Annotated in this window: 34 protein-coding genes and 1 tRNA gene; 28 read left to right on the forward strand and 7 right to left on the reverse strand. The window is 67.1% G+C overall.

Annotation, left to right across the window (positions count from 1 at the left end; translation table 11 throughout):
* Window positions 1-433 precede the first annotated feature (433 nt).
* Genes ACFQGD_RS30250 through ACFQGD_RS30260 form a run of 3 tightly spaced genes read right to left on the reverse strand, consistent with a single transcriptional unit; the run spans window position 434 to window position 2474 of the window.
* Complete coding sequence (locus tag ACFQGD_RS30250) at window positions 434-883, reverse strand: hypothetical protein (protein WP_345390944.1); 450 nt, start codon at window positions 881-883, stop codon at window positions 434-436.
* Window positions 880-1722, reverse strand: a complete 843-nt coding sequence (locus ACFQGD_RS30255; RefSeq protein WP_345390947.1) for a phosphoribosylaminoimidazolesuccinocarboxamide synthase — start codon at window positions 1720-1722, stop codon at window positions 880-882. The genes ACFQGD_RS30250 and ACFQGD_RS30255 overlap by 4 nt, the downstream gene beginning before the upstream one ends.
* Entirely contained in the window at window positions 1719-2474 is a 756-nt protein-coding gene (locus ACFQGD_RS30260; RefSeq protein WP_345390950.1) for a GntR family transcriptional regulator, read from the reverse strand. The genes ACFQGD_RS30255 and ACFQGD_RS30260 overlap by 4 nt, the downstream gene beginning before the upstream one ends.
* A gap of 200 nt (window positions 2475-2674) precedes the next feature.
* Between ACFQGD_RS30260 and ACFQGD_RS30265 the strand changes: the two genes are divergently transcribed.
* The 24 genes from ACFQGD_RS30265 (at window position 2675) to ACFQGD_RS30380 (ending at window position 17342) form a co-directional block, all read left to right on the forward strand.
* Complete coding sequence (locus ACFQGD_RS30265) at window positions 2675-3001, forward strand: hypothetical protein (RefSeq protein ID WP_345390953.1); 327 nt, start codon at window positions 2675-2677, stop codon at window positions 2999-3001.
* Window positions 3002-3284: 283 nt separating this feature from the next.
* On the forward strand, window positions 3285-3461 hold the full coding sequence (locus ACFQGD_RS30270; protein ID WP_345390956.1) for a hypothetical protein: 177 nt from the start codon (window positions 3285-3287) through the stop codon (window positions 3459-3461).
* A gap of 17 nt (window positions 3462-3478) precedes the next feature.
* Window positions 3479-3694, forward strand: coding sequence for a hypothetical protein (locus ACFQGD_RS30275; protein ID WP_345390959.1), 216 nt, complete (start codon window positions 3479-3481; stop codon window positions 3692-3694).
* 36 nt (window positions 3695-3730) lie between these two features.
* A complete protein-coding gene (locus ACFQGD_RS30280) occupies window positions 3731-3871 on the forward strand; it encodes a hypothetical protein (protein ID WP_345390962.1) in 141 nt (46 codons plus the stop codon).
* 183 nt (window positions 3872-4054) lie between these two features.
* The gene (locus ACFQGD_RS30285) at window positions 4055-4240 is read left to right on the forward strand and encodes a hypothetical protein (protein ID WP_345390965.1); all 186 of its coding nucleotides are present in this window, start codon (window positions 4055-4057) and stop codon (window positions 4238-4240) included.
* Between the two features lie 95 nt (window positions 4241-4335).
* Complete coding sequence (locus ACFQGD_RS30290) at window positions 4336-4842, forward strand: hypothetical protein (RefSeq protein WP_345390968.1); 507 nt, start codon at window positions 4336-4338, stop codon at window positions 4840-4842.
* Window positions 4842-5318 (forward strand): lytic transglycosylase domain-containing protein, encoded by a 477-nt coding sequence (locus tag ACFQGD_RS30295; protein WP_345390971.1) that lies wholly within the window; start codon window positions 4842-4844, stop codon window positions 5316-5318. Before ACFQGD_RS30290 ends, ACFQGD_RS30295 begins: the two co-directional genes overlap by 1 nt.
* Before the next feature lie 15 nt (window positions 5319-5333).
* Window positions 5334-5609, forward strand: coding sequence for a hypothetical protein (locus ACFQGD_RS30300; RefSeq protein WP_345390974.1), 276 nt, complete (start codon window positions 5334-5336; stop codon window positions 5607-5609).
* The gene (locus ACFQGD_RS30305) at window positions 5609-5884 is read left to right on the forward strand and encodes a hypothetical protein (RefSeq protein ID WP_345390977.1); all 276 of its coding nucleotides are present in this window, start codon (window positions 5609-5611) and stop codon (window positions 5882-5884) included. Before ACFQGD_RS30300 ends, ACFQGD_RS30305 begins: the two co-directional genes overlap by 1 nt.
* Window positions 5885-5898: 14 nt before the next feature.
* Window positions 5899-6207, forward strand: coding sequence for a hypothetical protein (locus ACFQGD_RS30310; RefSeq protein WP_345390980.1), 309 nt, complete (start codon window positions 5899-5901; stop codon window positions 6205-6207).
* On the forward strand, window positions 6204-6509 hold the full coding sequence (locus ACFQGD_RS30315) for a hypothetical protein (protein WP_345390983.1): 306 nt from the start codon (window positions 6204-6206) through the stop codon (window positions 6507-6509). Before ACFQGD_RS30310 ends, ACFQGD_RS30315 begins: the two co-directional genes overlap by 4 nt.
* On the forward strand, window positions 6506-7399 hold the full coding sequence (locus ACFQGD_RS30320; RefSeq protein WP_345390986.1) for a DUF2637 domain-containing protein: 894 nt from the start codon (window positions 6506-6508) through the stop codon (window positions 7397-7399). The genes ACFQGD_RS30315 and ACFQGD_RS30320 overlap by 4 nt, the downstream gene beginning before the upstream one ends.
* Entirely contained in the window at window positions 7396-9582 is a 2187-nt protein-coding gene (locus ACFQGD_RS30325; RefSeq protein ID WP_345390989.1) for a cell division protein FtsK, read from the forward strand. Before ACFQGD_RS30320 ends, ACFQGD_RS30325 begins: the two co-directional genes overlap by 4 nt.
* A gap of 263 nt (window positions 9583-9845) precedes the next feature.
* Entirely contained in the window at window positions 9846-10274 is a 429-nt protein-coding gene (locus ACFQGD_RS30330; protein WP_345390992.1) for a hypothetical protein, read from the forward strand.
* Window positions 10274-10627 (forward strand): WhiB family transcriptional regulator, encoded by a 354-nt coding sequence (locus tag ACFQGD_RS30335; protein ID WP_425557292.1) that lies wholly within the window; start codon window positions 10274-10276, stop codon window positions 10625-10627. The genes ACFQGD_RS30330 and ACFQGD_RS30335 overlap by 1 nt, the downstream gene beginning before the upstream one ends.
* On the forward strand, window positions 10624-11007 hold the full coding sequence (locus ACFQGD_RS30340) for a hypothetical protein (RefSeq protein ID WP_345390995.1): 384 nt from the start codon (window positions 10624-10626) through the stop codon (window positions 11005-11007). The genes ACFQGD_RS30335 and ACFQGD_RS30340 overlap by 4 nt, the downstream gene beginning before the upstream one ends.
* Window positions 11007-12539 carry a YfjI family protein gene (locus ACFQGD_RS30345; protein WP_345390998.1) on the forward strand — a complete coding sequence of 511 codons (1533 nt, stop codon included), beginning with the start codon at window positions 11007-11009 and terminating at the stop codon, window positions 12537-12539. The genes ACFQGD_RS30340 and ACFQGD_RS30345 overlap by 1 nt, the downstream gene beginning before the upstream one ends.
* The gene (locus tag ACFQGD_RS30350; RefSeq protein WP_390221124.1) at window positions 12536-13030 is read left to right on the forward strand and encodes a hypothetical protein; all 495 of its coding nucleotides are present in this window, start codon (window positions 12536-12538) and stop codon (window positions 13028-13030) included. The genes ACFQGD_RS30345 and ACFQGD_RS30350 overlap by 4 nt, the downstream gene beginning before the upstream one ends.
* A gap of 363 nt (window positions 13031-13393) precedes the next feature.
* Window positions 13394-13582, forward strand: coding sequence for a helix-turn-helix transcriptional regulator (locus tag ACFQGD_RS30355; protein WP_345391004.1), 189 nt, complete (start codon window positions 13394-13396; stop codon window positions 13580-13582).
* Window positions 13582-14952 (forward strand): tyrosine-type recombinase/integrase, encoded by a 1371-nt coding sequence (locus tag ACFQGD_RS30360; RefSeq protein WP_345391007.1) that lies wholly within the window; start codon window positions 13582-13584, stop codon window positions 14950-14952. Before ACFQGD_RS30355 ends, ACFQGD_RS30360 begins: the two co-directional genes overlap by 1 nt.
* 384 nt (window positions 14953-15336) lie before the next feature.
* Window positions 15337-15912, forward strand: a complete 576-nt coding sequence (locus ACFQGD_RS30365) for a hypothetical protein (RefSeq protein WP_345391010.1) — start codon at window positions 15337-15339, stop codon at window positions 15910-15912.
* Window positions 15913-16289: 377 nt separating this feature from the next.
* The gene (locus ACFQGD_RS30370) at window positions 16290-16652 is read left to right on the forward strand and encodes a hypothetical protein (protein ID WP_345391013.1); all 363 of its coding nucleotides are present in this window, start codon (window positions 16290-16292) and stop codon (window positions 16650-16652) included.
* Window positions 16653-16674: 22 nt separating this feature from the next.
* On the forward strand, window positions 16675-16926 hold the full coding sequence (locus ACFQGD_RS30375; protein ID WP_345391015.1) for a hypothetical protein: 252 nt from the start codon (window positions 16675-16677) through the stop codon (window positions 16924-16926).
* Between the two features lie 2 nt (window positions 16927-16928).
* The gene (locus tag ACFQGD_RS30380) at window positions 16929-17342 is read left to right on the forward strand and encodes a hypothetical protein (RefSeq protein WP_345391018.1); all 414 of its coding nucleotides are present in this window, start codon (window positions 16929-16931) and stop codon (window positions 17340-17342) included.
* A gap of 274 nt (window positions 17343-17616) precedes the next feature.
* On the opposite strand, the gene ACFQGD_RS30385 is transcribed toward ACFQGD_RS30380, so the two are convergent.
* A tRNA-Tyr gene (locus ACFQGD_RS30385) sits at window positions 17617-17698 on the reverse strand.
* Window positions 17699-17852: 154 nt separating this feature from the next.
* Between ACFQGD_RS30385 and ACFQGD_RS30390 the strand changes: the two genes are divergently transcribed.
* Window positions 17853-18344 carry a YajQ family cyclic di-GMP-binding protein gene (locus tag ACFQGD_RS30390; protein ID WP_345391021.1) on the forward strand — a complete coding sequence of 164 codons (492 nt, stop codon included), beginning with the start codon at window positions 17853-17855 and terminating at the stop codon, window positions 18342-18344.
* Between the two features lie 4 nt (window positions 18345-18348).
* Window positions 18349-19230 carry a glucose-1-phosphate thymidylyltransferase RfbA gene (gene rfbA, locus ACFQGD_RS30395; protein ID WP_345391024.1) on the forward strand — a complete coding sequence of 294 codons (882 nt, stop codon included), beginning with the start codon at window positions 18349-18351 and terminating at the stop codon, window positions 19228-19230.
* On the opposite strand, the gene htpX is transcribed toward rfbA, so the two are convergent.
* The 3 genes from htpX to ddaH form a co-directional block, all read right to left on the reverse strand.
* Complete coding sequence (gene htpX / locus ACFQGD_RS30400; protein WP_345391027.1) at window positions 19231-20076, reverse strand: zinc metalloprotease HtpX; 846 nt, start codon at window positions 20074-20076, stop codon at window positions 19231-19233.
* A gap of 139 nt (window positions 20077-20215) precedes the next feature.
* Window positions 20216-21724: an alpha/beta fold hydrolase gene (locus ACFQGD_RS30405; protein WP_345391030.1), complete on the reverse strand. Its 1509-nt coding sequence runs from the start codon at window positions 21722-21724 to the stop codon at window positions 20216-20218.
* A 151-nt stretch (window positions 21725-21875) separates the two neighbouring features.
* The gene (ddaH, locus tag ACFQGD_RS30410; protein WP_345391033.1) at window positions 21876-22736 is read right to left on the reverse strand and encodes a dimethylargininase; all 861 of its coding nucleotides are present in this window, start codon (window positions 22734-22736) and stop codon (window positions 21876-21878) included.
* A 75-nt stretch (window positions 22737-22811) separates the two neighbouring features.
* Between ddaH and ACFQGD_RS30415 the strand changes: the two genes are divergently transcribed.
* Together ACFQGD_RS30415 and ACFQGD_RS30420 are read left to right on the forward strand one after the other, a co-directional pair.
* Window positions 22812-23255 carry an Lrp/AsnC family transcriptional regulator gene (locus ACFQGD_RS30415; RefSeq protein WP_345391036.1) on the forward strand — a complete coding sequence of 148 codons (444 nt, stop codon included), beginning with the start codon at window positions 22812-22814 and terminating at the stop codon, window positions 23253-23255.
* Window positions 23256-23300: 45 nt separating this feature from the next.
* Window positions 23301-24074 (forward strand): enoyl-CoA hydratase, encoded by a 774-nt coding sequence (locus tag ACFQGD_RS30420; RefSeq protein WP_345391039.1) that lies wholly within the window; start codon window positions 23301-23303, stop codon window positions 24072-24074.
* Window positions 24075-24094: the final 20 nt, after the last annotated feature.

Consider the following 24094-nt stretch of genomic DNA (forward strand, 5'->3'; position numbering starts at 1 on the left):
GGCGTGTGCTAGCTCATCGGAGACATCATCCGCGCCGAGCTGCCCGCCTGCGCGGATGGCCCCGTTACCGAGGAAAGAGTCGGCCCATACGAGTCGCCCTTCTTTAACGACTCAGCGCGGATCAATGCGACGGTGCCACTCATCGTGGGTGTCGCGGTGTCTCTTCAACGGCCCCACCAGGCAGCCGCAGTCAAGACAGGTCCAGTATCTGTCTTGGTCCTTTCCATTGTGAACTTGCTGACCCCGGTACTCGCGCCCTGCGTCACTGATAACCATGCCCACAAGGGTAGGGGTGTCCTCCGACAGCGCGCTCCTCGTTCACGCCGACCCGTCGCGTACAGGCCGTTCAGTCGACCGCACGTCCCTGCATCGCTCTTGGATCGCAGTGGTCGGCACATGGGTTTGACCACGCCCGGCGGAGGCCGAAACCACACTATTGGATCCGGTGATCCAGGCTAGCCCAGTATTCTGTCTTGAAACCGGGCATGATCCCGTACCCGCGGAGAAGCATGCTTGCGCCTCGCCTGCGCAGCAGGCTGCCCTCATACATGCCACTCATTGGCCGCAAGCTGTTCTGGTTGAGCAGCTCGGCGACTTCCTGGGCCAGGTGATCCGGGTTGTAGACGTGGAACGGTTCGAAGTACGACCTGCCCGGCTCGTGCTCGACGCCGACGTCGTAAGTCACTGTCGGGGTAACACCGAGCCCAACGAGCAGCTCGGTCGCACCAGCAAGCCGCAACGATTCGCCCTCATCGTCGAGCTTCGGGCTGCGGCCGCGCTCCGTCAGTAGGTCCGCGACCGGCTGCACCAGGTCGCGCGGGTCGTAGTACTCGTGCGGCTCGAAGAAATGCGCCGTCGGCTCGAAGGCCAGCGACCTGCTCATGTGCCGATGCCTTCCCAGCGTTGACCGGTGATCTTCTCGTACGCCTCGACGTAGCGGTCCCGCGTGGCTTGCACGATTTCGGGCGGGATCTCCGGGCCGGGTGGGGTCTTATCCCAGCCGGTGCTGACAGACCAATCGCGGACGAACTGCTTGTCGAACGCCTTCTGCGGCCGGCCCGGCTCCCACTCCTCGGCACGCCAGAAGCGCGACGAGTCCGAAGTCAGCACCTCGTCGCCGAGGGTGAGGACGTCGTCGTCCCAGCCGAACTCCAGCTTAGTGTCGGCGATAATGACGCCGTTCTCGGCGGCGCGAGCCGCGCCCTTGGAGTAGATCTCCAGGGTGAGCTCGCGCAGCCGCTCTGCCACATCGCGGCCTTCCTGCTCGACCACGTCGTCGAAGGTGATGAACTCGTCGTGGCCGGTGTCGGAGTACTTCGTGGTCGGCGTAAAGATCGGCTCGGGCAACTTGTCGCCCTCCCGAAGACCCGGCGGCAGCTGCACGCCGGAGACGGTGCCGTCACGCTGGTACTCCCGCAGCCCGAGGCCGACGAGGTAGCCGCGGGCGATGCATTCCACCTCGATCATCTTCAGCGGCTTGCACCGGATCGCCTGGCCCGCGAACTCGGTCGGCACGTCGGTCGCCGAGATGAGGTGGTTGGGCACGACGTCGGCGAGCTGGTTAAACCACCACACCGACAGCTGTGTCAGCAGCGCGCCCTTCTCCGGGATCGGGGTGGGCAGCGAGACGTCATAGACAGAGACGCGGTCCGACGCGACGAGCAGCAGGTCGCCGTCGTCCTCGTAGAGGTCGCGGACCTTGCCCGCATGGATGTGCTTCATGTGTCACCCTTCGCTGCTCGTGCCGACTCGACGAAAACCCACTGGTCGGGCAACGACGTCGACTCGCCGTACTCAATCACGTCTCCCCCGGCGTCCACGAACTTGTCTCGGCTGACGAGAACGGGCGAACCTTCGGCAACGCCGAGCTGCTCCGCAGCCGCCGCGTCGGCCGCGGTCGCCGCCAGCTGGGAGTGCTCCCGTTCCAGGGTGCGCCCGGTCTGCTCAGCGACGTACGCGAACGTCCCCTTCGGGATGCGTTCGGTCTCCAGCAGCAGCGGCGCTCGCGACGCCAACTCGCCGCTAAACCACGACACCGACGTGGCCACGGGAACATCCTGATCGTTGTAGGTCGTGCGCACCCGCCGAATGACCGGAGCGCTGGCCTCGACACCCAGGGCATCCGCCACGCGGTCCGGGGCGGTGACTAGCTCAGCCTTGAGAATCCGGGCGTAATGGCCTTCCGGATAGATGCGTCCCGTCTTGACGACCGACATGCTGCGGTCACCCGCGTACGGGTGCGAGTCCTTGCTGTTCACGACGGTCCCGATACCGGGAACGGCCTTGACGTGGCCTTCCGAGCGCAGGGTCGTCAGCACCTTCGCCGCGGTCGCCATCGCGACGTTCCACTCGCTGGCGATGTTGCGAGCCGACGGGACAGGGTCGCCATCCTTGAGTTCGCCGGACAGGATCTGGTTTCGGATATAGCCCGCGATCTGCAGGTATGGCGGGTCAGTTCGTTCGATGGACGGCACGGCTCTTCACTCCCTTACGAGGGCCTGCACGTGTTCTAGCACGCCAAACGTCCCATGGCAAAAGCGCTGCTGCTTCCTGTGCGACACGCCGCACTAGAACACCTTGTTGCATGCGTTCTAGTACGCATGCTAGCTTCCTTCTCGTGACGCACCGCGCGGAGCCCAAGCAAGTCCCCCGTCGCACCGAGCGAAGGAACGAGATGAGGAAAGCGCAGATCACCCGTCGGCAGGCCGAGGCGATGACCGATGACCTTGGCCCGGAACCTACGGAGCTTCAGGAGAACAAGGCCCTCGTCTACGAGCGCCACGACATCTACGAGCTGCTCGACGACATCGACAACGAACTCGTCGCCGAAACCAACCTGGATTGTTCGTATCGGACGCCGACCGACCCCGAGCCGATCTCAACGCCGTGGATGCGGATGTCCGAAGCAGAGCGGGACCACATCCGGCGTCGGCGTCGCCTGAGCGCCCTGCCCTCGATCACCCGCACCGGGCTGTCAGACACGGCCAGGTGGGCTGCCTGATGGCCCGCACTTTGTCCGAGCTGACGTGCCTGTCGCTGCACCGGCCCGGAAGGCACGCATCCGCCGCTGAGCAGGCCGCCTATCTGGACCGCATCGCCACCGTGCACGAACACCTCGCCGCCGAGTGCCGTAGCGGCGAAGCGACGACGGAACGTCGCTTGGCTGCCGCGTATCACTCGCACGCTCGCGCCCTACGAAGCTGCCCGGCCCGGGCTGATCACCGCCAAGCAAGCCACCCGGGCCGGGTTGTCCACCAACCAACTACGCGAAGGAGCGCGACCCGATGACATCCCGCAACGTGCGCCCGATCGAGCGGGCACCGCTGCTGACCGAACGCCGAGTACTCCCGCTGCCGCCCCGCCGTGGCACCGGTCGGCCGCCTGCCACGGGCTGGCTGGCTCCGGTCTTCGTGCTGAGTCCGGCGGCGTACCGGCCGGCCGACCGCGGCACGGCCGCCTAGCGAAGGGATCCATCCATATGAGCGTCTACATCCTGCTCTGCCTGGTCGTCGGCGTCGGTGCCGCGATCGCGGCTCTGCGTGCTGGCCAGCTCGGCTGGTTTATCACCGGAGCGGTCGCACTGGCCCTGCTGCTCGGCGTCCCCGCGATCTCGGCCCCGTTCATCGACGTCGCTCAGGGCTTCGCCTCCGTCGTCGCCCGCGCCGTCAGTGACCACACCCCGATCACCGGCTGACAACCCCACAGCGCCCCACACCACTCACGGAAGGAGGTGAACGACCTGATGTTCGGACGGACCCGCACCCGACGCACCACCACCGCCAATTCGTGCCTCGGCTGCGGCAAGCGCACCCGTCGCGGCAGCAATGTCTGCTCGCCGCGCTGCTCGCGCCGCATCGCTCGCGAGCTGTGACCCACCAACCAACCACGGAAGGCAAGGAGACCCGCCGATGCGCATCACGCGCCCGCGGTGCAGCCACACCGCGTTCATCGCCCAGCTGAAGGGCCGACGCGTCCACTACCGCTGCCAGGACTGCCAGCACCGCTGGAGCCACCCAGTCGACAGCGTCCGCCGCAAGAACGGGAGGACCGCCTCATGAGCCGGCTCGTCTGCCCGGAGTGCGGCGAGGACGTCGTCCAGAAACCGCCGAAAGACAAGGTGCCGTGGAAGGCCCACGGGCTCAAGCGGCCGCGCTACTCGCACACCGACGGCACAGCCCTGTGCCCCGTCGTCGGGCGCAAGGGCTACCAGCCCGCCGAACCGCGCCGAGCGCGCAAGTAACCGAGTTATGTGCACCGGCCCGGGCTGCTCACCGCCAAGCAAGTCGCCCGGGCCGGGCTCCCCACCAACCAACCACGGTAAGCAAGGAGAACCCCATGGTAGGCCGCACGCCTGCGTCCGAACCCAACGCCACCGCCGCACCGGATCCGTACGCGCTGCGCGAGCAGCACTGGCCGCTATTGCGGCGCGACCCCGAACTGACCGAGACGGCCGCGGTCATGGCCGCCGAGCTGGTGCGTTACCTCAACCACGCCACCAACACCGCCACCAACACCGGCGCGAACACAGCGCTGCCGTACGCGAGCAACCTCTACACGCTGCTCGGACACCTGGCTGCGGCCGCGCACGGCATGGAGCAGCTCTGCGAACAACTCAACCAGCGAGCCGCCGCGCTGGCCACCGACCCGACACTGCGGCACGACGGGCACCGCGGCTCGGTCACCGAATCCGAACACGCTGAAGATGCTGCTTGGCGGGCCGTCGACTGGCTGGCCGAGGCCGGCATGAGCGCGTCATACCTCGGTGGCACGCTTCGCCAGGCACAGAAGCAGATGACCTGGCTCTCGCACGCCGCTGGTCTCTTCGAGGCTGGTGAGCGCTGATGTCACTCGTCAGCACATCGCTGGGTCTCATGCTGCTCGCCGCTGCGACCGCGTACCCGATGACCGCGAATAGCGCCGCGCCGGCCGACATCCCAGCGGACTACCTGGCCGAGTATCGCCAGGCGGCATCGACCTGCGGACCGCTGGACTGGGCACTGCTGGCCGGTGTCGGCAAGGTCGAGACCGACCACGGCCGCTCCCCGCTGCCCGGGGTGCACTCCGGCGCGAACTCGGCCGGCGCGCGGGGACCGATGCAGTTCCTGCCCGCCACGTTCGCCGACGTGCGCGGCCACCACCCCGAGGTCGGCCCCAACGTCTACAACCCGCGCCACGCCATCCCCGCGGCCGCGCACTACCTGTGCGACTCCGGCCTCGCCCACGGCAACACCAGGCGCGCCCTGTGGGCCTACAACCACTCGACCGCCTACGCCGACGACGTGCTCGACCACGCCGCCCGCTACCGCAACGCCGGCTGAGAAGGGAGCCACCTCATGTCCGGATCGACCCCTGACCCCGCCAAATCCGTGTTGCCGCGAAACGTCGCTGAAGCCGCAGAAGGGTCCTGGGACCTGTTACGAGGCACCACCGCCCAGCGGAGCCTGACGCGGTCAGTCGACAAGCGATACCAGCGCAGCGGCACCGCTGGGCTGCGCCGACGTACCCGCCACCTGCTGAACAAGCGGCACCGCACCGCCAGCGAGTTGGCCGAGCTGCACGTGCTCGACCTCGGCATCCGCAAAGCCACCGCGAAACGAGGTGATCGCTGATGTCGGCGTTCGACGTGCTGGAGCGCTACGGCACCGCGGCCCTGCTGCGGTTCCTCGGCGCGGTGGCGATGTTCGTCGCGCTGCACCTGCTCCGCCTGCCGTTCGTGCTGGTGTGCCGGCTACTGGAGGTCGGCATGCGACGGGTGGATGTCTACCTGACCACCGCAGCCACCACACGGGCCTACACCTGGCCGACGAGCGATCCCGACACCGACCAGCCCGGGCACGACAAGACCCGGTTTCAGCGGCCCGCGACCGCGGGTGCGCACCGATGAGAGGAGACGACTGGATGGATGCCGACGACTTCGCCCGCTCCCACCCCGAGCTGGCCTCAGCCGTCGATGACGCCACGGCCGGGCAGATGGTTGAAGGGCTCTACCGCGAGGCACGCAACACCGTGCTGCGCGGCCTGATGCCGACGTTGGCCGTGTTCGCGCTGCTGCTGTGCGGCTGGCTGTGGTGGGGCTGGGGCCAGTGGACGTTGATCGGGATCGGCGCGACCGGTGCCGCGGCCGCCGGCGGGCTGATCGAGCTGTATGGCCTCGCCACGGGCCGCATCCCCGTGGTGACCGCGATCCGAGAGGAGGGCACGCCATGAACACCCACAACACCGATGGGCCATCACTCGGCGATCGAGTGATCAATGCGGCTGGCTGGTGGACGCCGGAAGTCATCGCAGCTGGCCTCACGACCGCGGGCGCGGTGTGGGTCACGCCGTGGCTGTGGATCGGCACCGCCGCCGTGGCCATCTGGGTGGCTACCCACCCGCGGCTGCGCCGCTACCTGACGCGCACCACGACGAACGCGCGCCAGTCCGACCGGCCGCGCCTGAACACCGCCGAGATCAGAGAAACCGACGACGACACCGACGCATGTCGGGGCTGGGAGGCCGCCGGATGAGCACACATACTCCGATCTCGCCGCGGCTGGCCCGCAGGGTGCGCGCCACGACGACGGCGGCGGTCGCCACCGTGGCTGCGGTGGCGGCGGCCGTCAGCTACGCGCACATGTACGACCTCGCCGCTGCGTCCGGCGAGGAGTGGCGGTCGTGGCTGCTGCCGCTTGCCGTCGACGGCCTGCTCGCCGCAGCTGGCATGTCGATGTTGGTGGCTCGCCACCACGGCCGCCGGCCGACACCGCTGGCGTGGGTGTCGTTGTGGCTGGGCATCGCCGCGTCCCTGGCCGCGAACGTCGCCGCAGCCGAGCCGACCGTGACCGGACGGCTGGTTGCTGCGTGGCCGCCGGTCGCGCTCGCGCTGGCGTTCGAGCTACTCATGCAGCAACACAACCTGCACGCGAGCACCCGCCGCACGCACGAGGAGACCGAACCGGCCGCGCGTGGCGCGCACAGACCGAGCGCGAGCACACAGCGCGTTGATGCGCCCGAGTGCGCACCCGAGCCCGCCGAGGCGAGCGCGCCAACCGCGCATGCGAGTCATGTCGAGCGCGCACAGTCGACACGGGCGACGAGCGGTAGGCGTGCACCTAAGAAGCGCGCACGCGCGAACGGCCAGAGCGCGCGGGAGAAGGCGCGCACCGTGTTCGACCGCGCGCTCGCCGAGGGACGCGCGGACGCGCTGACCGGTGCCGCGCTCGCGGCCGAGGTGGGCGCGCACCCGGCGACTGCGCGCCGCTGGCTGGCCGACTGGCGCACGGCCACCTCCACGCCCGAGCCGGCCACGGACAGGGCTGACGAACACGCCGCAGCCGACGCGAGCGCTGAGGACTTCGCAGCGGACGACGCACCCCGGTTGGCGGTGGTCGGCGAGACCACGGGAGGGAGCCGATGACCACCGAAGACCCGCAGCACCACAAGTTCTCCGCTGAGGCGAGCGCCGACGACAACGTGGTGTATCTGCCTGCGGCCAACACCGAGGATGGCGTGGTCGAGGCCGAGATTGTCGACGACATCGACACACGGCGCGTGGAGCCGTCGGCGCGAGCGACGTTCAACACGCACCTGATCCCGGACGAGGCGCGCGAGCGCATGGCTTCCGGTGCGGTGGAACTGTCGCACCGCGCGACACCGGTCGCCAAGTCCGGCGGCAAGGCGCTGGTACGCCACGGCGCGTACGTAGTCGCGGGCGCGCTCGTCGTCGCGAAACGTGTCTGGGACGCGCACAGCAACTCCCGGTACGAGCGGCTGTTGCGCTCGGCCGAGGCCAGTAGTGATTGGGACAAGCTCGCCGAGTGGGAACAGCGCGCAGAGCAAGCGCGCGAGCGCCGGCACCGGCGCGCGATGGACTGGCTCGACGCGCCGGTGAAGCTCGTCAAGACCGCGCTGTGGCTCACGCTCGCTGTCGCCGGCGTCTTCCTCGCGCTCGGCGTGGTGCTCGCCATCGCGCAGGAGGACGCTCGCCTGATCCTGGGCCCGCTCGGTGGCGTGTTGGACGCGATCCAGTGGGCTTACTGGTTCGCGCTCGCTTATGGCGTGCTGTTCGTCTACGGCGGCACCGCCGCTCTGGTCGCCTACCTGTGGCGGGTGGGTCGCGACACCGGCATCACGCCGGGCTGGCTGCAGACCGCCGGCGAGCAGTCGAATGCCGCGGTAGTGGTCGATGAGACCGCGATCGCGCACGCCCTGGCGCATCTGGGGCTGACCAAGCTGGACGGCTTCTTCAAGTCCGGCGGCATGCTGTCGTACCCGTCGATCCCAGCCCGCGACGGCCTCGGCGTCGCGGCGCAGGTACGGCTGCCACCTGGTGTGCCCGCCGAGCAGGTCATCGCCCGCAAGACCCGCTTGGCGGCCAACCTCGGCCGCGCCGGCATCGAGGTCTGGCCGTCGGTTGGCGCGGACGAGGGGCTGCTGCAGCTGTGGGTGGCCGACCGGGGCGCGCTCGACACCGGCGCTGGCCCCTGGCCGTGGCTGGACCTCGACACCCCGGTCGACATCTACCGCGGCATACCGGTCGGCGTGACCTTGCGCGGCGACGCCGTGATCGCGCCGATCAACGGCACCAGCTGGCTCGTCGGTGGCCGTCCTGGTCAGGGCAAGACGACGTTCGGGCGGCTGCTGGTCATGGGCGCGTGCCTCGACCCGACGGCCGAGATCTGGGTGCACGTGCTGGCCGACAACCCGGACTTCGACGCCCTCGCCGAGCGGTTCACCCGCTACGAGGTCGGCATCGGCCACGACGTCGCCGCAGCCGCGCTGGCCGCGTTCGAGGATCTGATGGCCGAGATCGAGCGTCGCGGGCAGATCATGCGCGCCAAGCAGGCCCACACCGCCGCCGAGGCCGGGCTGCCGCCGCTAGTGGCGTACTTCGACGAGGTTCACCGGCTGTTCCAGCACCGCGAATTCGGTGAGGAAGCCGCGCGGCTGGCCGAGGACGTCATCAAGCAGGCCCGCAAGTACGGCGTGGTGGTCATTCTGGTCACCCAGTCACCAACCGCGGGCAGCATCCCGAAGCCAGTCACCCGCGAGACCATCTGCCGGGTCGCGTTCAGCGTGATCGACCAGATCGCCAACGACGCCCTGCTCGGCGACGGCAAGCACCGGCAAGGCATCCGCGCGACCGAGCTGCGGCCCGGCTCGGACACCTCGCCCGGCGATCGAGGCAAGGCACTGACTGTCGGCGTGGTGCCCGAGGTCGACTGGTCGATGGTCATCGGCCATAACGTCGGCAGCGCCGAAGTCACCCACGTCGGCAGGACGGCCATGTCCCTGCTGGCCGAGCAGGGCCGCAGCGTGCCCGCCGACTCAGCCACCGCGCACACCAAGCGGGACCTGCTCGACGACCTCGATGAGGTCCTTGACACCGAGCGCGTCCCCGCCGGCGATCTGCCGGCCCGGCTGCGCCGACTGGCCCCCGATTACAAGCCGTACCAGCAGCTGACCCGCAAGAAGCTGCTGGAACAGCTTCGCGAGCTCGGCATCAAGGTCCCCTCCACCGACAACCGCTGGTACGTCGACCCCGTCGCCATCCGCCGCGCTCTCGCCGAGCGCGCCACCGCCGACCTCGACCAGGAGTAGAAGCAATGAAGTACCCGCGTCACCGCCACCGCATCGCCAGCAGTCGCCGTATACCGGGCAGCCACAGCAACCCGCATTCCGATCACTTCCATCATTCCGTGCAGGTCAGAGCGCCACCAGGCACGAAATGACGACGGTAATCCGATAACGCCGCCGTCATTGCCACCGGAACCCCTCACGACGGTCGTGTGCGCACCACCGCCACCTCACCGCGCGCCGACCGGCACAACTCCGCTCGCACCAACCAACCACGGAGCGCACGCATGCCTACCCCGTCATCACGCCTGCCCAGCGTGCCGGACGCGCTGAACGAGACCGAGCTACTCGCCCTCGGCGACCACCTCGCCGCCGCGATGCCCTCCATGCCGCCGCGACTACTGCTGCCCACCCGCTACGCCGCCGGCCTGGCATGGGATGCCGCCCGCTGGCGCGCCCTGCCCACCCAGCTGCGAGAGGCGGTCGTAGTCGAGGAACGCCGCCTCGCGGTTGCGTCGTCGCACGCCATCGCCAGCGCCGTCGACTGGCGTCGCGTCGCCGCACGCCCTAGCCACACCGAGCTGCAGGACCGCCGCGCACGCCAGACCACATCAGCCCGGACACCCGAGCAGATCCGGGCGACAGCAGCGACGTCCTGGGCGCGAGTCGAGACCGCCATCGCCACCCAGCTCGCAGCCGGAAGGGAGGCCGCCTGATGCAACGCCCCACCACGCCCACGCACCCGATCCGCGGCCGCCACGCCGGCGCTGCCGCAGCGCTCGCCCTGACGCTGCCCGGTGACTGGGTGCGTCACGCCGCATGCGGACCCGACACTGCCGAGCTGTTCTTCCCGATCGGCGACACCGGCCCTGCGGCCGCCGACATCCAGCGCGCGCAAGCGATCTGCGCGGCCTGCCCCGTACGGCAGCAGTGTCTCGACGACGCCGACGCCACCGGCCAAGGCCACGGCATCTGGGGCGGACTCACCGACACCGAACGTCGGCACCGCCGATACGGCACGCATCAGTCGGCAAGCACGGAGCGCCTACACGGGACGGAGGCAGCGTGATGCCGATCCGACCGGAGAACCGCGACCGTTATCCCGGCGACTGGGACGAGATCTCCGAGTGCATCCGGTTCGGCCGAGCCGAAGGCCGCTGTGAGTGCTGCGGCGAGTGCGGCCGGCCCCGCGGTCACCTCGACACCGACCGACGGTGCCGCAACCACCACGGCCAACCCGCATACCGAACTGGAAACCGCGTCGTGCTGACCACCGCGCATCTCAACCACATCCCGGAGGACTGCCGTCCCGAGAATCTGCGCGCGTTCTGCCAGGGCTGCCACGTCCACCACGACGCCGCGCACCACGCCGCTACCCGGCGCCAGACCCGCGCGGCCGAACTCGCCAACACCATGCACCCGCTGTTCGACCTGGAGGACCGCTCCTGATGAGCAACCCAGTACGCCCGCTCCGCGCCGTGCCAACCGACGGCGCGCAGAGCGGGTGGGAACCGCCACTGCCACTGGCGACCGTGCGGGAGCTGCCGACGTTCCCGGTCGACGCGCTGCCGCTGTGGCTCGGCGAGCAAGTCGACGCGGTCGCCGAGGCAATCCAAACTCCGGTGGACCTGCCCGGCTGTCTCGCGCTGGCAGCGCTGTCGACGGCCGCGGGCGGCCGCGCCGTCGCGAAGGTGCGGCCGAGCTGGGCCGAGCCGGTCAACCTCTACACCGTCGTCGTGATGGAGCCGAGCGAGCGCAAGTCGCCGGTGTTCTCGGCGATGATCCGCCCGATCTACGCCCTCGAACGCAAGCTCCGCGAGGAGGCCAAAGAAGACATCGCCGAAGCCAGAGTGCAGCGCCGCGCTGCCGAGCAGCTACTCGCGCAAGCCGAGAAGAACGTGAGCACCCAGCACGGCAACGAGCGCGACGCCGCCCTCGCCGAGGCCGTCGACGCCGCCACCGACCTCGCCAAAATGGAAGTCCCGTCCGAGCCGAAGCTCGTGGTCGACGACATCACCCCCGAAGCCGTCGCGACCGTTCTCGCCGACCAAGGTGGCCGGCTCGCCGTCCTGTCGGACGAGGGCGGGATCTTCTCCATCATCGCCGGCCGTTACTCCGGCCAAGCCAACACCGCCGTGTTCCTCAAGGGCTACACCGGCACTCAGCTGCGCGTCGACCGCAACAACCGGCCCAGCGAACTCGTCGAGAACCCCGCGCTCACCCTCGGACTGACGGTGCAACCGGCCGTGATTGACGAACTCGGCGAGACCGCGATGCTGCGCGGCTCAGGCTTCCTCGCCCGCATCCTGTTCGCCATGCCGACCAGCATGGTCGGCCACCGCAAGACCCGACCCGACCCCGTGCCCGAACCTGTCGAACACCTCTACAACGACCGGCTGCACACCATCGCCGCCGCGCTGCTCGACTGGACCGACGAACCCGCCGCCCTCACCTTCAGCCCAGCGGCTGACGACCTGATGGCCGAGCTGCAGGCAGAGGTCGAAACCCGGCTCGCCCGCGGTGGCCCGTGGAGACACATCGGTGACTGGGGCGGCAAATACGCCGGACAGGTCGCACGCATCGCTGGACTGCTCCACGTCGCCGAGCATCCCCACAACGCCTGGGAACACTCGATCTCCGGTGACACTTTCGCCAACGCCTGGCGCATCGGCGACTACTACGCCACCCACGCCCTAGCCACCTTCGACCAGATCGGCAGCGACCCCGCGCTCGACAACGCCCGCCGCGTCCTCTCCTGGATCGAACGCACCCAGCCGACGACCTTCACACGGCGTGACCTGTTCTCCGCCCTCAACCGCGGCCGCTTCAGGCGAGCCACCGATCTCGACGCTCCGCTCGCGCTCCTCGAAGAACACGGCCACATCCAGCACCAACCCGCTCCCGAGCGGCCCGGCAAACGCGGCCGCAAGCCCAGCCCGACCTACTGGACGCATCCGCTCTACCGCCAAGACACGACGTGACCGGTGCGCACGCCGCCATGCCCGCCCGTCGTTACGACCCGACCGAATCAGGAGACAACGCCATGGATCGTGACCTCATCCGCGCCCGCGTCGCGCATCACGAAAGCGGGCACGCAATCATCGCCAAAGCCGTCGGTCTGAGGGTGACCCGTGTCCGCATCCGCCGCTCCGACGGCTTCGTCAGCCTCGGCGAAGCCGACACCGACAACTACGACGCCGACCAGGCCGATGCCGAGCTCCGGTTCTTCTACGCCGGCATGTTCGCCGACGCCCGATTCCTAATCGAACAAGGCTATTCGCGCAGCCGGTCGCTGAGCCTCGCGCGCACCGTGGCGCGACGCCACGACCTCAAGCAGATCCGCTCCATCACCGCCTGGATGAAGAAGCACCACAACAAGCGGCTAAACACCCGCCGCGCCGAACGCGACGCCGAACGCCTCGTCAACCGCCACTGGAACGACATCACCCGCATGGCCGCCAGCCACTGCTAGCTGACGAATGACCCCGGGAGATCTCATGACCCTTCCGCACTATCCGCAGAATCCGCACAAGCACTCTTCCCGCAGCTCGCAGCGGCACGCTGCGGTCTCCGCGGATCGCCGCGAGAACGCCGCGCAAAACACGCCACCCGCGAACGCAACTCGTCGGTCAACCCGGCAATGCGGCCGCGACCCACCACCACACCACGCCAATTCCGCGACCATTGCGCGATCAATCCGTGGACCGCTGCCAGCGTTCACCGCCAACCCGCTGAGCAGCGCAAATACCACCACACAACGAGTTCCGCGGATTCTGCGGATTCCGTGGAGCCACTCCCACCAACCGACCACCTGTCGCAAGGAGCAGCACCACCGATGAGCACCAAGAAGAGGCATCTCACCGTCGCCGAGTTCCTCCACGAGTACGGCATAGCGCGGTCTACCTGGAACGACTGGCGCGCCAAAGGACGCGCGCCACGCTGCATCAAGCTGCCCAACGGCCAGCTCCGCATACGCCGCATCGACATCGAACGCTGGGAAGACACCCTGGAGGAGGCCGCCTAGTGGAAACCACCTACAACGTCCGGGTATGGACCATCCAGCGACGCAAGAATGCCCAGGGAAAGGTCACGAGCTATCGCGTGCGATGGAAGCTCGCCGACCTGCCGCCGTTTCACGAAACGTTCCGGGGCAAAACACAGGCGTCCAGCTTTCACGCCGAACTGGTATCTGCGCAGCGGAAGGGCATCGCGTTCGACAAAGCGTCGGGCCTGCCCGTCACGATGACGCGCCAGAAAGACGCCGTGAACTGGCTCGTTCTGGCGAAGCAGTACATGGATGCGCGGTGGCGTGACTGGTCGCCCAATCACCGTAAGCACACCGCACGCGCACTTATGGAGGTGACTATCGCCCTCCTGCCGAGCGATAACCGGCCCGACACCAAGGTTCTGCGACGCGCACTCACCCGTCACTTGAACCGGAACACGCGCAGCCTCGATCACGGCGATGCCGCTTGGTCCGCTCTTCGGTGGACTGAGCGCAATTGTCCGGATGTCAGCGCATTGGAAGATCCCGCCGTACTACGGCCGCTACTTCAGGCGCTCGACGTGAACCTGAACGGTGAACGGGCTGCAGCAAACACCGTGCGGCTCCGTCGTCGCGCACTGGACGGAGCAATCCGGTTCGCAATCGAACAGGGATCACTCGACACGAACCCGTTGCAGGGGATCCAAATGAAAAAGCGAGCACAGTCTCTACGCCAGGTTGACCCGCGCGCCGTCGTCAATCCCATGCAAGCACGCATGCTGCTCGCAGCAGTCAGCGAACTCGGCAAACAAGGCCCACCACTGGTCGCATTCTTCGGCTGCATGTACTACGCCGCCATGCGGCCGGAAGAAGTTTGCGGACTCAAGAAGGGCAACCTGTCGCTGCCGTCGAGTGGGTGGGGAGAAATCTACGTAGAGAAGGCCCGCCCCGAGATCAGCAACACTTGGACAGATAGCGGCGAGGCAAGCGAGGAACGCGGGCTCAAGCATCGCGACGACGACACCGGCCGGACCGTTCCTTGTCCACCTCAGCTGACCGAACTGTTGCACCAGCACTTATCCAAGTACGGCACGGCGCGTGACGACCGCTTGTTCCGCGGTGCCCGCGATGGCGGCCGAGTCGGCAGCACCACATACGGCCGCGTGTGGGCACGAGCCCGACAGGCTGTATTCACGACGGAGGTTGTGGCCGGGCCGCTCGCAAAGCGGCCTTACGACCTTCGGCATGCCGCCGTGTCAACGTGGCTCAACGGCGGAGTGGAGCCTACGCGTGTGGCGAAGTGGGCCGGTCACAGTGTGAAGGTCCTACTGGAGACCTACGCCAAGTGCCTCGACGGCGGCGAAAGACTCGCCCGCGATCGCGTCGAGAACGCTCTTCGCGGCTGGTAGGACCTTTTCAGCGGCCACGCTTCACTAATCTATCCAGTTTGAACTAATGGGAAGGCCGATGGACCCAAAAGACCTGTCATATCTGCTCATGCCGGCACGTTCCGCGATAGCGGCGGTTGACAACGGGAGCGCAGACGCACGTGGCAGTGCGAATATCTGATCTTCAATCCACTCGTCGAGTGGAATTTTCGTGCCATGGACGCGATACTGACACGCAGTGGATCAATATTCGAACCCCTTCCTCGTGTCCCAGACCTGCATAGGACGGACAGATATGGTGCGGTACTGGGCCATAGTTCTGATCAGCGCAACAATCCTTGCCGGCGTCGACGCGTGTATCGCACGCACCGAAGCGAATGACGCGAAGAAACGGAAACTGATCACGTGACTGCCGCAGTCCCGACAATCTGGGGTGTCGATGTCGCGGTGTTCGCCGCATGGGCGCAGGTCGGTGGAGCCCTGATCACCTTCGCTGCCGTCGTCGTCGCGCTCTGGGTGGCGATCCGCGATGGTAGGCACCGCGAACGCGATCACCAGGAGGAACTAGCCGGCCAGGCTCGCACGATCACCGTTGATCTAGATAGCGGGCATGACGACCTGCTCGGTCGGTTCTACGCCGTCGTAGTGCACAACCACAGCAACGCTCCCATCACCGACATCACAGTGGTGGACGTCTATGCCGTGTTCGACGGCCAGACACAAGACTTGCTGTGGCGCATCGAGGACGGCAGAGAACCACCACCCCAGATATGCCGAGTACTGCCAGGGGGCGAACGCTGCGGGTCCATACCAGTCGAGTTCACGTCTAGCTCCGACAAATGGGCTCCCGGTCCACGCCCGTCGTACCTCGCGCTGCTGCACTCGGTCGTAACGTGTGCCTTCACCGACGCCCGCGGAATCCGCTGGCAGCGGAAAGGGAACGAGCAGCCGCAGCGTGTTCGCGAGCGGTGGCAGAGATAGGCTAACGAAGCACCGCCCGAGCTTGTGAACTGGGAAAGTAGTCAGCTGCTATGCCGACGACATCCCGGAGGAGAAGCCAGGCCTGTGCCAGCACTTCCCTACGCGCGGGCATCAGGATACTCAACGCAGTGCCGGATTGTGTTAGGCACAGTTCAGACGCGTAACGCCCGTGCACTGGACAACGAACTATAGGCGCACCGTCCACGTCTCACCACTGGGGAGAAGGTCATGCGCGATCCCGACAACCCGTTGTGCGACCCGATCCTTGACCCCGGTTCTGCTACCTCGCTGAAGCAGTTGCCCCGAGCAGATTCCACAGCACGTCATCGATTAACTGACAACGATCATCGAGCGCCCGTAGGCGAGGGAGTAGCGCCGTGTCGACGACTGCGAGGTTCGTGACGACCGCCGTCATCCTGCTGGGGTTCTCGCTCGTGGCCGCGTGCGGTAACGACGCGGAATCGAACTACATGGCGAGCCTGGAAGAAACAGGGAAGTTCCCGCCTGACGTGGAGTATGACGCCGACTATTGGATCGAACTCGGGCAGCGAGGATGCGAGTGGCTGGACGGTGACCGAGAGACCTTTGGCGCTCGCCAGGTAGATGCACTCGACGCTGTGGTGGCCCAAATCGAGGAGGAATACAAAGGTCTCGACGAATGGGAGGACAAGACCATCGACCTGGGCATGGAAGTCGTGGTTGCGGCCGAGGAACACCTGTGTCCCGAGCTGTTGCCCTAGCGCTTGGAGAAAAGGGGCGCACATGACGAAGCAAAAGCGACCGCACAATCCGTACCTCTCACTCATCGGCGCGATCGGGGCCTTCTTCCTTGCGGTCGGTGTCATCGGCACAGTCGTCAACGCCGCATCGGGTGGTCATCTGACGATGAGCCCCGCGCTGTGGATCGGCCTGATCTTCGGAACGCTGTGGCTGATGATCAGCGCGATCGTCTACCCGTTAGCTGATCTGGTAAAGGATCAAGCTCACGAGACTAGCCGAACGAGGAGTCCGTAGCCGTGGCATTTAGCGCCCCGCCTAGCCTTGGCAGTCGCCTCGGAGGCATCGTCTCGCTCGCTGTCGCGGCCTGGCTGATGTTGTGGCCTGTGCACGTCGAGCTGTTCGCACCGGCTCATTACCCCACGACCACCGTGAACATCGACTGCGGATCTGGCTGGAGCCAGGACGGAGCGGATGCCGCGGACATCGGCAGTGATGTGGATATGTGGGTGGCGGAGTTCGAGCGTGACGGCGGGATCACCAACCTCGGCGAGTCTGCGGAGCAGTGGTACGCCCAGTACTGCGACAACAAGATCCGCACCCGCAAGGTATGGGCAGGAGTCTTAGGGGTTCCTGGCGCCACCCTCCTCTGGTGGCACTACTACGCGCGGCGGAAGCACGTGGAATGGAGACGGGAAAACATCCCTGAGTGATCGCGACGTGTACGTGCGTGCTGAACTTCTGACCTAGGAAACAGCCGCCTGTTGCTGCAAGCAGTCCTACTGCTGCTTCACCGGGCCCGCCTTGCTCGGTCTCGGACTCCTGGCAGTACGGAGCAGGGTGAAGCGCTAAACGCACGCATCGGGTGCCGTGGCCACGCATTGGCCACACGCAGCCGGATCGAGCCGTATCGGCCCGCACCTAGCCGCACAACGACAAACGCCCCGCTGTCCTGTCTTTGCAGGTCAGCGGGGCGTTTGTGCTGGGTGGCGGGTGAGGGATTCGAACCCCCGAAGGCTGTGCCGGCTGATTTACAGTCAGCTCCCTTTGGCCGCTCGGGCAACCCGCCGGGGCCGGTCGAACCGGCGAAACACAGCGTACCGAATGCCGTTCGCGGCGTTGACACCGGGACGCCTTCTTGCGACGTCGACGCGCCGAACAGGCTCGGCGCGCTAAGGTGCGGACACAAGCTTCCTCAACAACTACCCGAGGTGTGACCACACGTGGCTGATCCGTCATTCGACGTCGTGAGCAAGGTTGACCGTCAGGAGGTCGACAACGCGCTGAACCAGGCTGCCAAGGAGTTGGCGAACCGGTTCGACTTCCGGGGCACCGGCGCGACGGTCAGCTGGACGGGTGAGGAATCAGTCCTCATCGAAGCTGAGACCGAGGAGCGCGCCCTCGCCGCCGCCGAGGTGTTCAAGGAGAAGCTGATCAAGCGCGGCATCTCGCTGAAATCGCTCGATCTCGGTGAGCCAGCGGCGTCCGGCAAGGTGCACAAGATCAACGGCAAGATCGTCCAGGGCATCGCGCAGGACAAGGCCAAGAAGATCGCGAAGTTCATCCGGGACGAAGGCCCCAAGGGCGTCCAGGCACAGATTCAGGGCGACCAACTGCGGGTGTCCGGTAAGAAGAAGGACCACCTGCAGGACGTCATCGCGCTGTTGAAGAACGAGGACTTCGGCGTCGCGCTGCAGTTCGAGAACTACAGGTAGGTCGATGAAGGGCATCGTGCTCGCTGGGGGCACCGGCACGCGCCTGCATCCGATCACGCAGGCCGTGTCGAAGCAGCTGCTTCCGGTCTACGACAAGCCGATGGTCTACTACCCGATCTCGGTGCTGATGCTGGCGGGCATCCGCGAGATCCTGCTCATCTCGACGCCGACCGACCTGCCGCAGTTCCGCACGCTGCTCGGCGACGGCCACCACCTGGGCCTCGACCTGACCTACGCCGAGCAGCCGAGCCCCAACGGGCTTGCCGAGGCGTTCCTGATCGGCGCTGACTTCATCGGTGACGACGACGTCGCGCTCGTGCTCGGCGACAACATCTTCTACGGCCAGGGCTTCTCGAAGCGGCTGCAGAACGAGGTCGCCCAGCTGGATGGCTGCACCCTGTTCGGCTACCCGGTCACCGATCCGGAGCGTTACGGCGTCGGGGTGAGTGACGACGACGGCAAGCTGATCTCGATCGAGGAGAAACCCACCAGCCCGAAGTCCAACCGGGCGATCACCGGGCTCTACCTCTATGACAATCAAGTCGTCGAGATCGCGCGGTCACTCACACCGTCGGCCCGTGGCGAGCTGGAGATCACCGACATCAACCTCGCCTACCTGCGACAAGGCCGCGCGCGGTTGGTCGACCTCGGCCGTGGCTTCGCCTGGCTGGACACCGGCACGCACGACTCGCTGCTCGAAGCGAGCCAGTTCATGCAGGTGCTGGAGCATCGCACCAGCGTGCGTATCGCCTGCTTAGAAGAAGTCGCACTTCGGATGGGCTACATCGACCCCGACCAGTGCCTCGCGCTCGGCCGCAAGTTGGCGAAGTCCGGCTATGGCGACTACGTGATGTCCGTTGCCCGCGCGGAAGGTGCCACCGGCTGATCACAGTCCACGCCGGGCCATCTCCTCTAGACGTCGAATGCGGTCGTCCATCGGCGGGTGCGAGGCGAACATCCGCGCCAGCGACTCGCCGCCTCGGAACGGGTTGGCGATCATCAAGTGCGACTGCGAGACGACCTTCGGCTCCGGCGCGAGGGGCATCGCCGCCGTGCCGCGTTCCAGCTTGCGCAGCGCGGACGCCAACGCGAGTGGATCGCCGGTCAGTTCAGCTCCCGACTCGTCGGCCTGGTACTCGCGCGAACGGCTGACCGCCATCTTCACGATTCCCGCCGCGAGCGGCCCGACGAAGATCAACAGCAATCCGAGTAACGGGTTGCCTTCCCGGTTGCCGCCGAACATCGCGATGTAGGACAGGAACGTCACCACGCTGGCCAGCGTGCCCGCGACGGACGAGATCAGGATGTCGCGGTTGTAGACGTGCGACAGCTCATGGCCGAGCACCGCCCGCAGCTCCCGCTCGTTGAGGATCCCCAGGATGCCCTGGGTGCAGCACACAGCCGAGTTGCGCGGGTTGCGCCCGGTAGCGAAGGCGTTCGGTGCCTGCGTCGGGCTGACATAGAGGCGCGGCATCGGCTGCCTCGCCGACGTTGCCAGTTCACGCACGATCCGGTACATCGCGGGCTGCTCCGCCTCTGACACCGGACGCGCACGCATGGAGCGCAGCGCGAGCTTGTCGGAGTTGAAGTAGGCGTAACCGTTCATGCCCAGCGCGATGAGCAGGCCGATGAACAGCGCACCCTCCCCGAACATGCCACTGATCACGATGATGAGGGCGCTCATCAGGCCGAGCAGCAACGCGGTCTTCAAACCGTTGCGATGCTTGTGCACGGGCCCTCCCACTCTTCAGCTAGCCCCTGAACGTGGCCTCAGCCGTTCAACGTCCGGGCGACGAACCGAGTTCCGTAGTTCGTATTCGACCATACGGAGTAGCTGCGGGCGAGAGCATGCGGTGTCGTGAAGACCCTGCCTATGGCACCACCGGCAAGCTCGCCGTGACGTCCTGCAGGCGCAGGCCGCCGGGTGTGCGGCTGCCGTGCAGAGCGAACATGTCCGAGACCGGGCTCACGGTGAGGAACAGCGACTCGCCCTCCCCGATCGTCGCGGCGACCGACGGCAGTTCGATGCTCCGCCGAGTGCCGAGGTTGATGCTCTCCTCGCGGTGCGGCATGACGTTGTTCTGGATCACCCGTGCGTCGGCGGGTGACGTGCCAACGCTGAGCGCGAAGAACGCCCTGCTGTCCAGGCCAAGCGCCGTGACCAGCGCGTCCACGTGCGGCGTTCCCGCGATGGTCAGCGGCCCGTCGGCGATCTTGACCGCCTGCGGCACGCCCGCCGCCGTGGTCGTCGTGATGTCAGGCAAGTCGAACTCGGCCGTCGGGGCGACCGTGTCGACGGTAAGGCAGTCACCACCGGACGTCATCAGGTGGTAGCGACCGTGGCCGGTCAGTTCGCGCGGCGCGCCGAGCAGGTTCTCCTGATAGAACCGCAGCTCAAGCTCGTCGTAGCCGCCAGCGAGCTTCTCCGAGCAGGCATCGCCGGACACCGCGCTGCCCAGCGGCAGGACGTTCGGCAGCGCGTGACCGCCGTTGTAGCCGATGAGCAGGCTCTTGCGGCGAGCGCGGTCGGTCAGCGCGCGGTCGAAGTTCTTGATCGCCTGGTCGAGCGGGAACAGGTTGTCGCTGATGCCCTGCCGCACCAGCACCGGAATGTCTAGCTTCCTACCCGCCTCCGCGTGGAACGCCGGGCCGTTGTCAGCGAAGAACTCGTCCTGGCTGGCGGGCCAGTCACCGGTGGCGATTCCTTCCGCGAACCCGGCATGCACCGTCGACGTGTGCGCGTCGAGTCCGGCCGCATAGAGCGCACTGACCCACGTGCTGCGGACGACCTCGTTCGGGGCGAGGCTCTCGTTAAGGGAATACCAGGTGATTTGCGGTGCGAGCGCGTCGAAACGCGTGCGGCCGGTTTCCATCAACTCGGTGAACGCGCCGACGAACTGATAGCCGCCACCGTACGACCCGCCGAGCGCACCGAGCACCGGGTCGTTCCGCCCGTTCTGCTTAACCCAGTCAAGCCCGGCGACGTAGTCGATGACGTTGATGACGTCTTGTCCTTCGAACGCCGGATCCTCGACGTGCGCCTTCCCGCCACTCTCGCCGAACCCGCGCTGATCGATGCTGACCACGCCGAAGCCCGCGTCGAGGTAGCGCTGGAACGAGCCAGGCTCGGACGTCCTGCTGCCACCCCAGCCGTGGCTGTGCAGCAGCACCGGGGCGCGGTTCGCCTTGCTCGCGCTCGCCGGTTTGAACACGCTCACGCAGATGTCGACCGGTCCCGGCTCAAGCGGATCGGTCTCCGGCACGCTCGGGATGCAGACGTCGTCCGGCTCGATGGGTTGCGCGCTCGCGGGGATCGGGGCGATGACCGCGACCCCAGCGGCCACCGCGATCGACGTCGCCAGGCTGAGAAGGCTGCGCATCGAGATAGTCTCCTTGTCGTCAATGCGTCGTATGCCTTCCTCAACGACTAAGACGCGAATGCGATTCGCACCACACGACGTCGAGAGTGAGGGACACGGCGTCGAGAGCGGGAGACACGAACCCCAGCGGACGGCGCGTCCGCCAGTCGCCTCAGCCGCGCAGCTCCAGCGTGCAACACTTCGGCCCGCCACCTGCCTTACGCAACTCGGACATGTCGACCATGACCGGCTCGTAGCCTCGATCGGACACCTGCTCAGCGAGCTTCGTCGCCTGCGCGGGCAGCACCACGTTGCGGCCGTCCGACACGCCGTTGAGGCCGAGTACCGCGGCGTCGTCCGGCCCGGCCAGGATGGCGTCCGGGAACATCCGCTCCAGCACGCGCCGCGACCCCTCGGAGAACGCGCCAGGGAAGTACGCCACCTCGGCGGGCTGGCCGTCGCGGGCGGGCGTGAGCACCATCAACGCGGTGTCAAGGTGGTAGTAACGCGGGTCGACCAGCCGCAGCGACACCACCGGAACGCCGAACACTTCCTGCGCCTCGGTGTGCGCTGCGGGGTCGGTGCGGAAGCCGGTGCCCGCAAGCAGCACGTCGCCGGTCCAGGTCAGGTCTCCCTCACCCTCGTTGATCTCGCTCGGCATGGTGACGTCGGAGAAACCGTTCTCGATGAACCAGCGCCGGTACAGGTCCGCCTCAGCCTGCCGCTCCGGCGCGCGGAACCGGGCGCCGAGCACCCGCCCGCCGATGACGGTGCCCGAGTTGGCGGCGAACACCATGTCCGGCAGTCCCTGTTGCGGCTCGATCTCCGCGACGGTGTGGCCGAGCCGAACGTAGGTGTCACGCAGCTCTCGCCACTGGGCCATCGCGAGATCGGCATCAACCGGCTTCGACGGGTCCATCCAGGGGTTAATGGCGTAGGTGACCTCGAAGAACCTCGGCGGGCACATCAAGTACCCGCGGGTTTCGGGGGTACGTGAGCGGGGCCGGGAGGTAGGAAGCGCTGCTGCCGTCATACCGCTGAATGTAGCGACGTAAATTATGTGCCATCAATTGCTTGATCTTGCGTCTTTATCTGCTAAATGTTGCGTATGAACACCCTCGATCAGCGAATCGTTTCGCAACTGCTCGGCAACGCACGCGCCAGCTACGCCGAGATCGGCAAGGTCGTCGGGCTGTCAGCGCCCGCGGTCAAGCGCAGGGTCGACCGGCTGCTTGACGCGGGCATCCTTCGCGGCTTCACCGCTGTGGTGGATCCACAGGCACTCGGCTGGGGCACCGAAGCGTTCGTCGAACTGCGCTGCCGGGGCAACGTCTCGCCGACACGGATCAGGGCGCACGTCGAATCGTTGCCCGAGGTCGCCGCCGCGTACACCGTCTCAGGCGCGGCGGACGCGATCATCCACCTCCGCGCGGCGGACATCCACCACCTCGAATCCGCGCTGGAACGACTCCGGTCGCTCGACATCGTGGAGAGCACGGTCTCGACGGTCGTGCTGTCGACCCTCCTGGAACGGCCACCGGTGCCGCAGTGACGCGGCACGACCCGCCACCCATACGCACGCCGATACGATCGCCGCATGACCGCAGAGATTAAGGTGGCCCACGACAGCAACGTCGCCCTCATCACGGTGCACGATCCCGACCGGCGCAACGCGCTGACACTGCCACTGTCGGCGGATCTCGCGAACGCCGTCGCGGAAGCCGAACGCGACGAGTCGGTGCACGCCGTCGTCGTCACCGGAACGCCGCCCGCCTTCTGCGCGGGCGCCGACCTCAGCGCGCTCGGTGAAGCCAAGGATGAGGGGCTGCGCGCGATCTATGCCGGGTTTCTCGCGGTCGCCAACTGCACGCTGCCAACAATCGCCGCCGTGGGTGGCGCCGCCGTCGGCGCCGGCCTGAACCTCGCGCTGGCGGCCGACGTCCGGCTGGCGGGACCGTCCGCACGGTTCGACGCGCGCTTCCTCAAACTCGGCCTTCACCCTGGCGGCGGCATGACGTGGATGCTGCAGCGGATCGTCGGCCCGCAGACCGCGAGTGCCATGACGTTGTTCGGCGAGATCCTCGACGCCGAGACGGCGACCGCGCGCGGCTTGGCACACCGGGTCGTCGACGGCGACTACGACGCACTCGTCGCGGCATCCGTCGAACTGGCGCAGGGGGCGGCGAAGGCTCCGCGTGACCTGGTTTTGGACACCAAACGGTCCATGCGGTCGACCCGCACACTCACCGAACACTCCGACGCCGTCGACACCGAGATCGCGCCACAAGTGCGCTCCATCGAGTCCCCTGAGTTCGCGGAACGGCTCGCGGCGATGAAAGCCAAGATCAGCGGGGATAAGACGTCGAACTAGAACATGTTCTACAATGGGTG

It is taken from the genome of Haloechinothrix salitolerans, from assembly GCF_042662605.1.
Classification (GTDB): Bacteria; Actinomycetota; Actinomycetes; order Mycobacteriales; family Pseudonocardiaceae; genus Haloechinothrix_A; species Haloechinothrix_A salitolerans.

What these genes read in the sequence shown, in the direction of transcription:
- ACFQGD_RS30250 (WP_345390944.1), bottom strand. Translation starts at nt 883, where the DNA reads ATGAGCAGGTCGCTGGCCTTCGAGCCGACGGCGCATTTCTTCGAGCCG.
- ACFQGD_RS30255 (WP_345390947.1), bottom strand. Translation starts at nt 1,722, where the DNA reads ATGAAGCACATCCATGCGGGCAAGGTCCGCGACCTCTACGAGGACGAC.
- ACFQGD_RS30265 (WP_345390953.1), top strand. Translation starts at nt 2,675, where the DNA reads ATGAGGAAAGCGCAGATCACCCGTCGGCAGGCCGAGGCGATGACCGAT.
- ACFQGD_RS30270 (WP_345390956.1), top strand. Translation starts at nt 3,285, where the DNA reads ATGACATCCCGCAACGTGCGCCCGATCGAGCGGGCACCGCTGCTGACC.
- ACFQGD_RS30275 (WP_345390959.1), top strand. Translation starts at nt 3,479, where the DNA reads ATGAGCGTCTACATCCTGCTCTGCCTGGTCGTCGGCGTCGGTGCCGCG.
- ACFQGD_RS30285 (WP_345390965.1), top strand. Translation starts at nt 4,055, where the DNA reads ATGAGCCGGCTCGTCTGCCCGGAGTGCGGCGAGGACGTCGTCCAGAAA.
- ACFQGD_RS30290 (WP_345390968.1), top strand. Translation starts at nt 4,336, where the DNA reads ATGGTAGGCCGCACGCCTGCGTCCGAACCCAACGCCACCGCCGCACCG.
- ACFQGD_RS30295 (WP_345390971.1), top strand. Translation starts at nt 4,842, where the DNA reads ATGTCACTCGTCAGCACATCGCTGGGTCTCATGCTGCTCGCCGCTGCG.
- ACFQGD_RS30300 (WP_345390974.1), top strand. Translation starts at nt 5,334, where the DNA reads ATGTCCGGATCGACCCCTGACCCCGCCAAATCCGTGTTGCCGCGAAAC.
- ACFQGD_RS30305 (WP_345390977.1), top strand. Translation starts at nt 5,609, where the DNA reads ATGTCGGCGTTCGACGTGCTGGAGCGCTACGGCACCGCGGCCCTGCTG.
- ACFQGD_RS30310 (WP_345390980.1), top strand. Translation starts at nt 5,899, where the DNA reads ATGGATGCCGACGACTTCGCCCGCTCCCACCCCGAGCTGGCCTCAGCC.
- ACFQGD_RS30315 (WP_345390983.1), top strand. Translation starts at nt 6,204, where the DNA reads ATGAACACCCACAACACCGATGGGCCATCACTCGGCGATCGAGTGATC.
- ACFQGD_RS30320 (WP_345390986.1), top strand. Translation starts at nt 6,506, where the DNA reads ATGAGCACACATACTCCGATCTCGCCGCGGCTGGCCCGCAGGGTGCGC.
- ACFQGD_RS30325 (WP_345390989.1), top strand. Translation starts at nt 7,396, where the DNA reads ATGACCACCGAAGACCCGCAGCACCACAAGTTCTCCGCTGAGGCGAGC.
- ACFQGD_RS30330 (WP_345390992.1), top strand. Translation starts at nt 9,846, where the DNA reads ATGCCTACCCCGTCATCACGCCTGCCCAGCGTGCCGGACGCGCTGAAC.
- ACFQGD_RS30335 (WP_425557292.1), top strand. Translation starts at nt 10,274, where the DNA reads ATGCAACGCCCCACCACGCCCACGCACCCGATCCGCGGCCGCCACGCC.
- ACFQGD_RS30345 (WP_345390998.1), top strand. Translation starts at nt 11,007, where the DNA reads ATGAGCAACCCAGTACGCCCGCTCCGCGCCGTGCCAACCGACGGCGCG.
- ACFQGD_RS30355 (WP_345391004.1), top strand. Translation starts at nt 13,394, where the DNA reads ATGAGCACCAAGAAGAGGCATCTCACCGTCGCCGAGTTCCTCCACGAG.
- ACFQGD_RS30375 (WP_345391015.1), top strand. Translation starts at nt 16,675, where the DNA reads ATGACGAAGCAAAAGCGACCGCACAATCCGTACCTCTCACTCATCGGC.
- rfbA (WP_345391024.1), top strand. Translation starts at nt 18,349, where the DNA reads ATGAAGGGCATCGTGCTCGCTGGGGGCACCGGCACGCGCCTGCATCCG.
- ACFQGD_RS30405 (WP_345391030.1), bottom strand. Translation starts at nt 21,724, where the DNA reads ATGCGCAGCCTTCTCAGCCTGGCGACGTCGATCGCGGTGGCCGCTGGG.
- ddaH (WP_345391033.1), bottom strand. Translation starts at nt 22,736, where the DNA reads ATGACGGCAGCAGCGCTTCCTACCTCCCGGCCCCGCTCACGTACCCCC.
- ACFQGD_RS30415 (WP_345391036.1), top strand. Translation starts at nt 22,812, where the DNA reads ATGAACACCCTCGATCAGCGAATCGTTTCGCAACTGCTCGGCAACGCA.
- ACFQGD_RS30420 (WP_345391039.1), top strand. Translation starts at nt 23,301, where the DNA reads ATGACCGCAGAGATTAAGGTGGCCCACGACAGCAACGTCGCCCTCATC.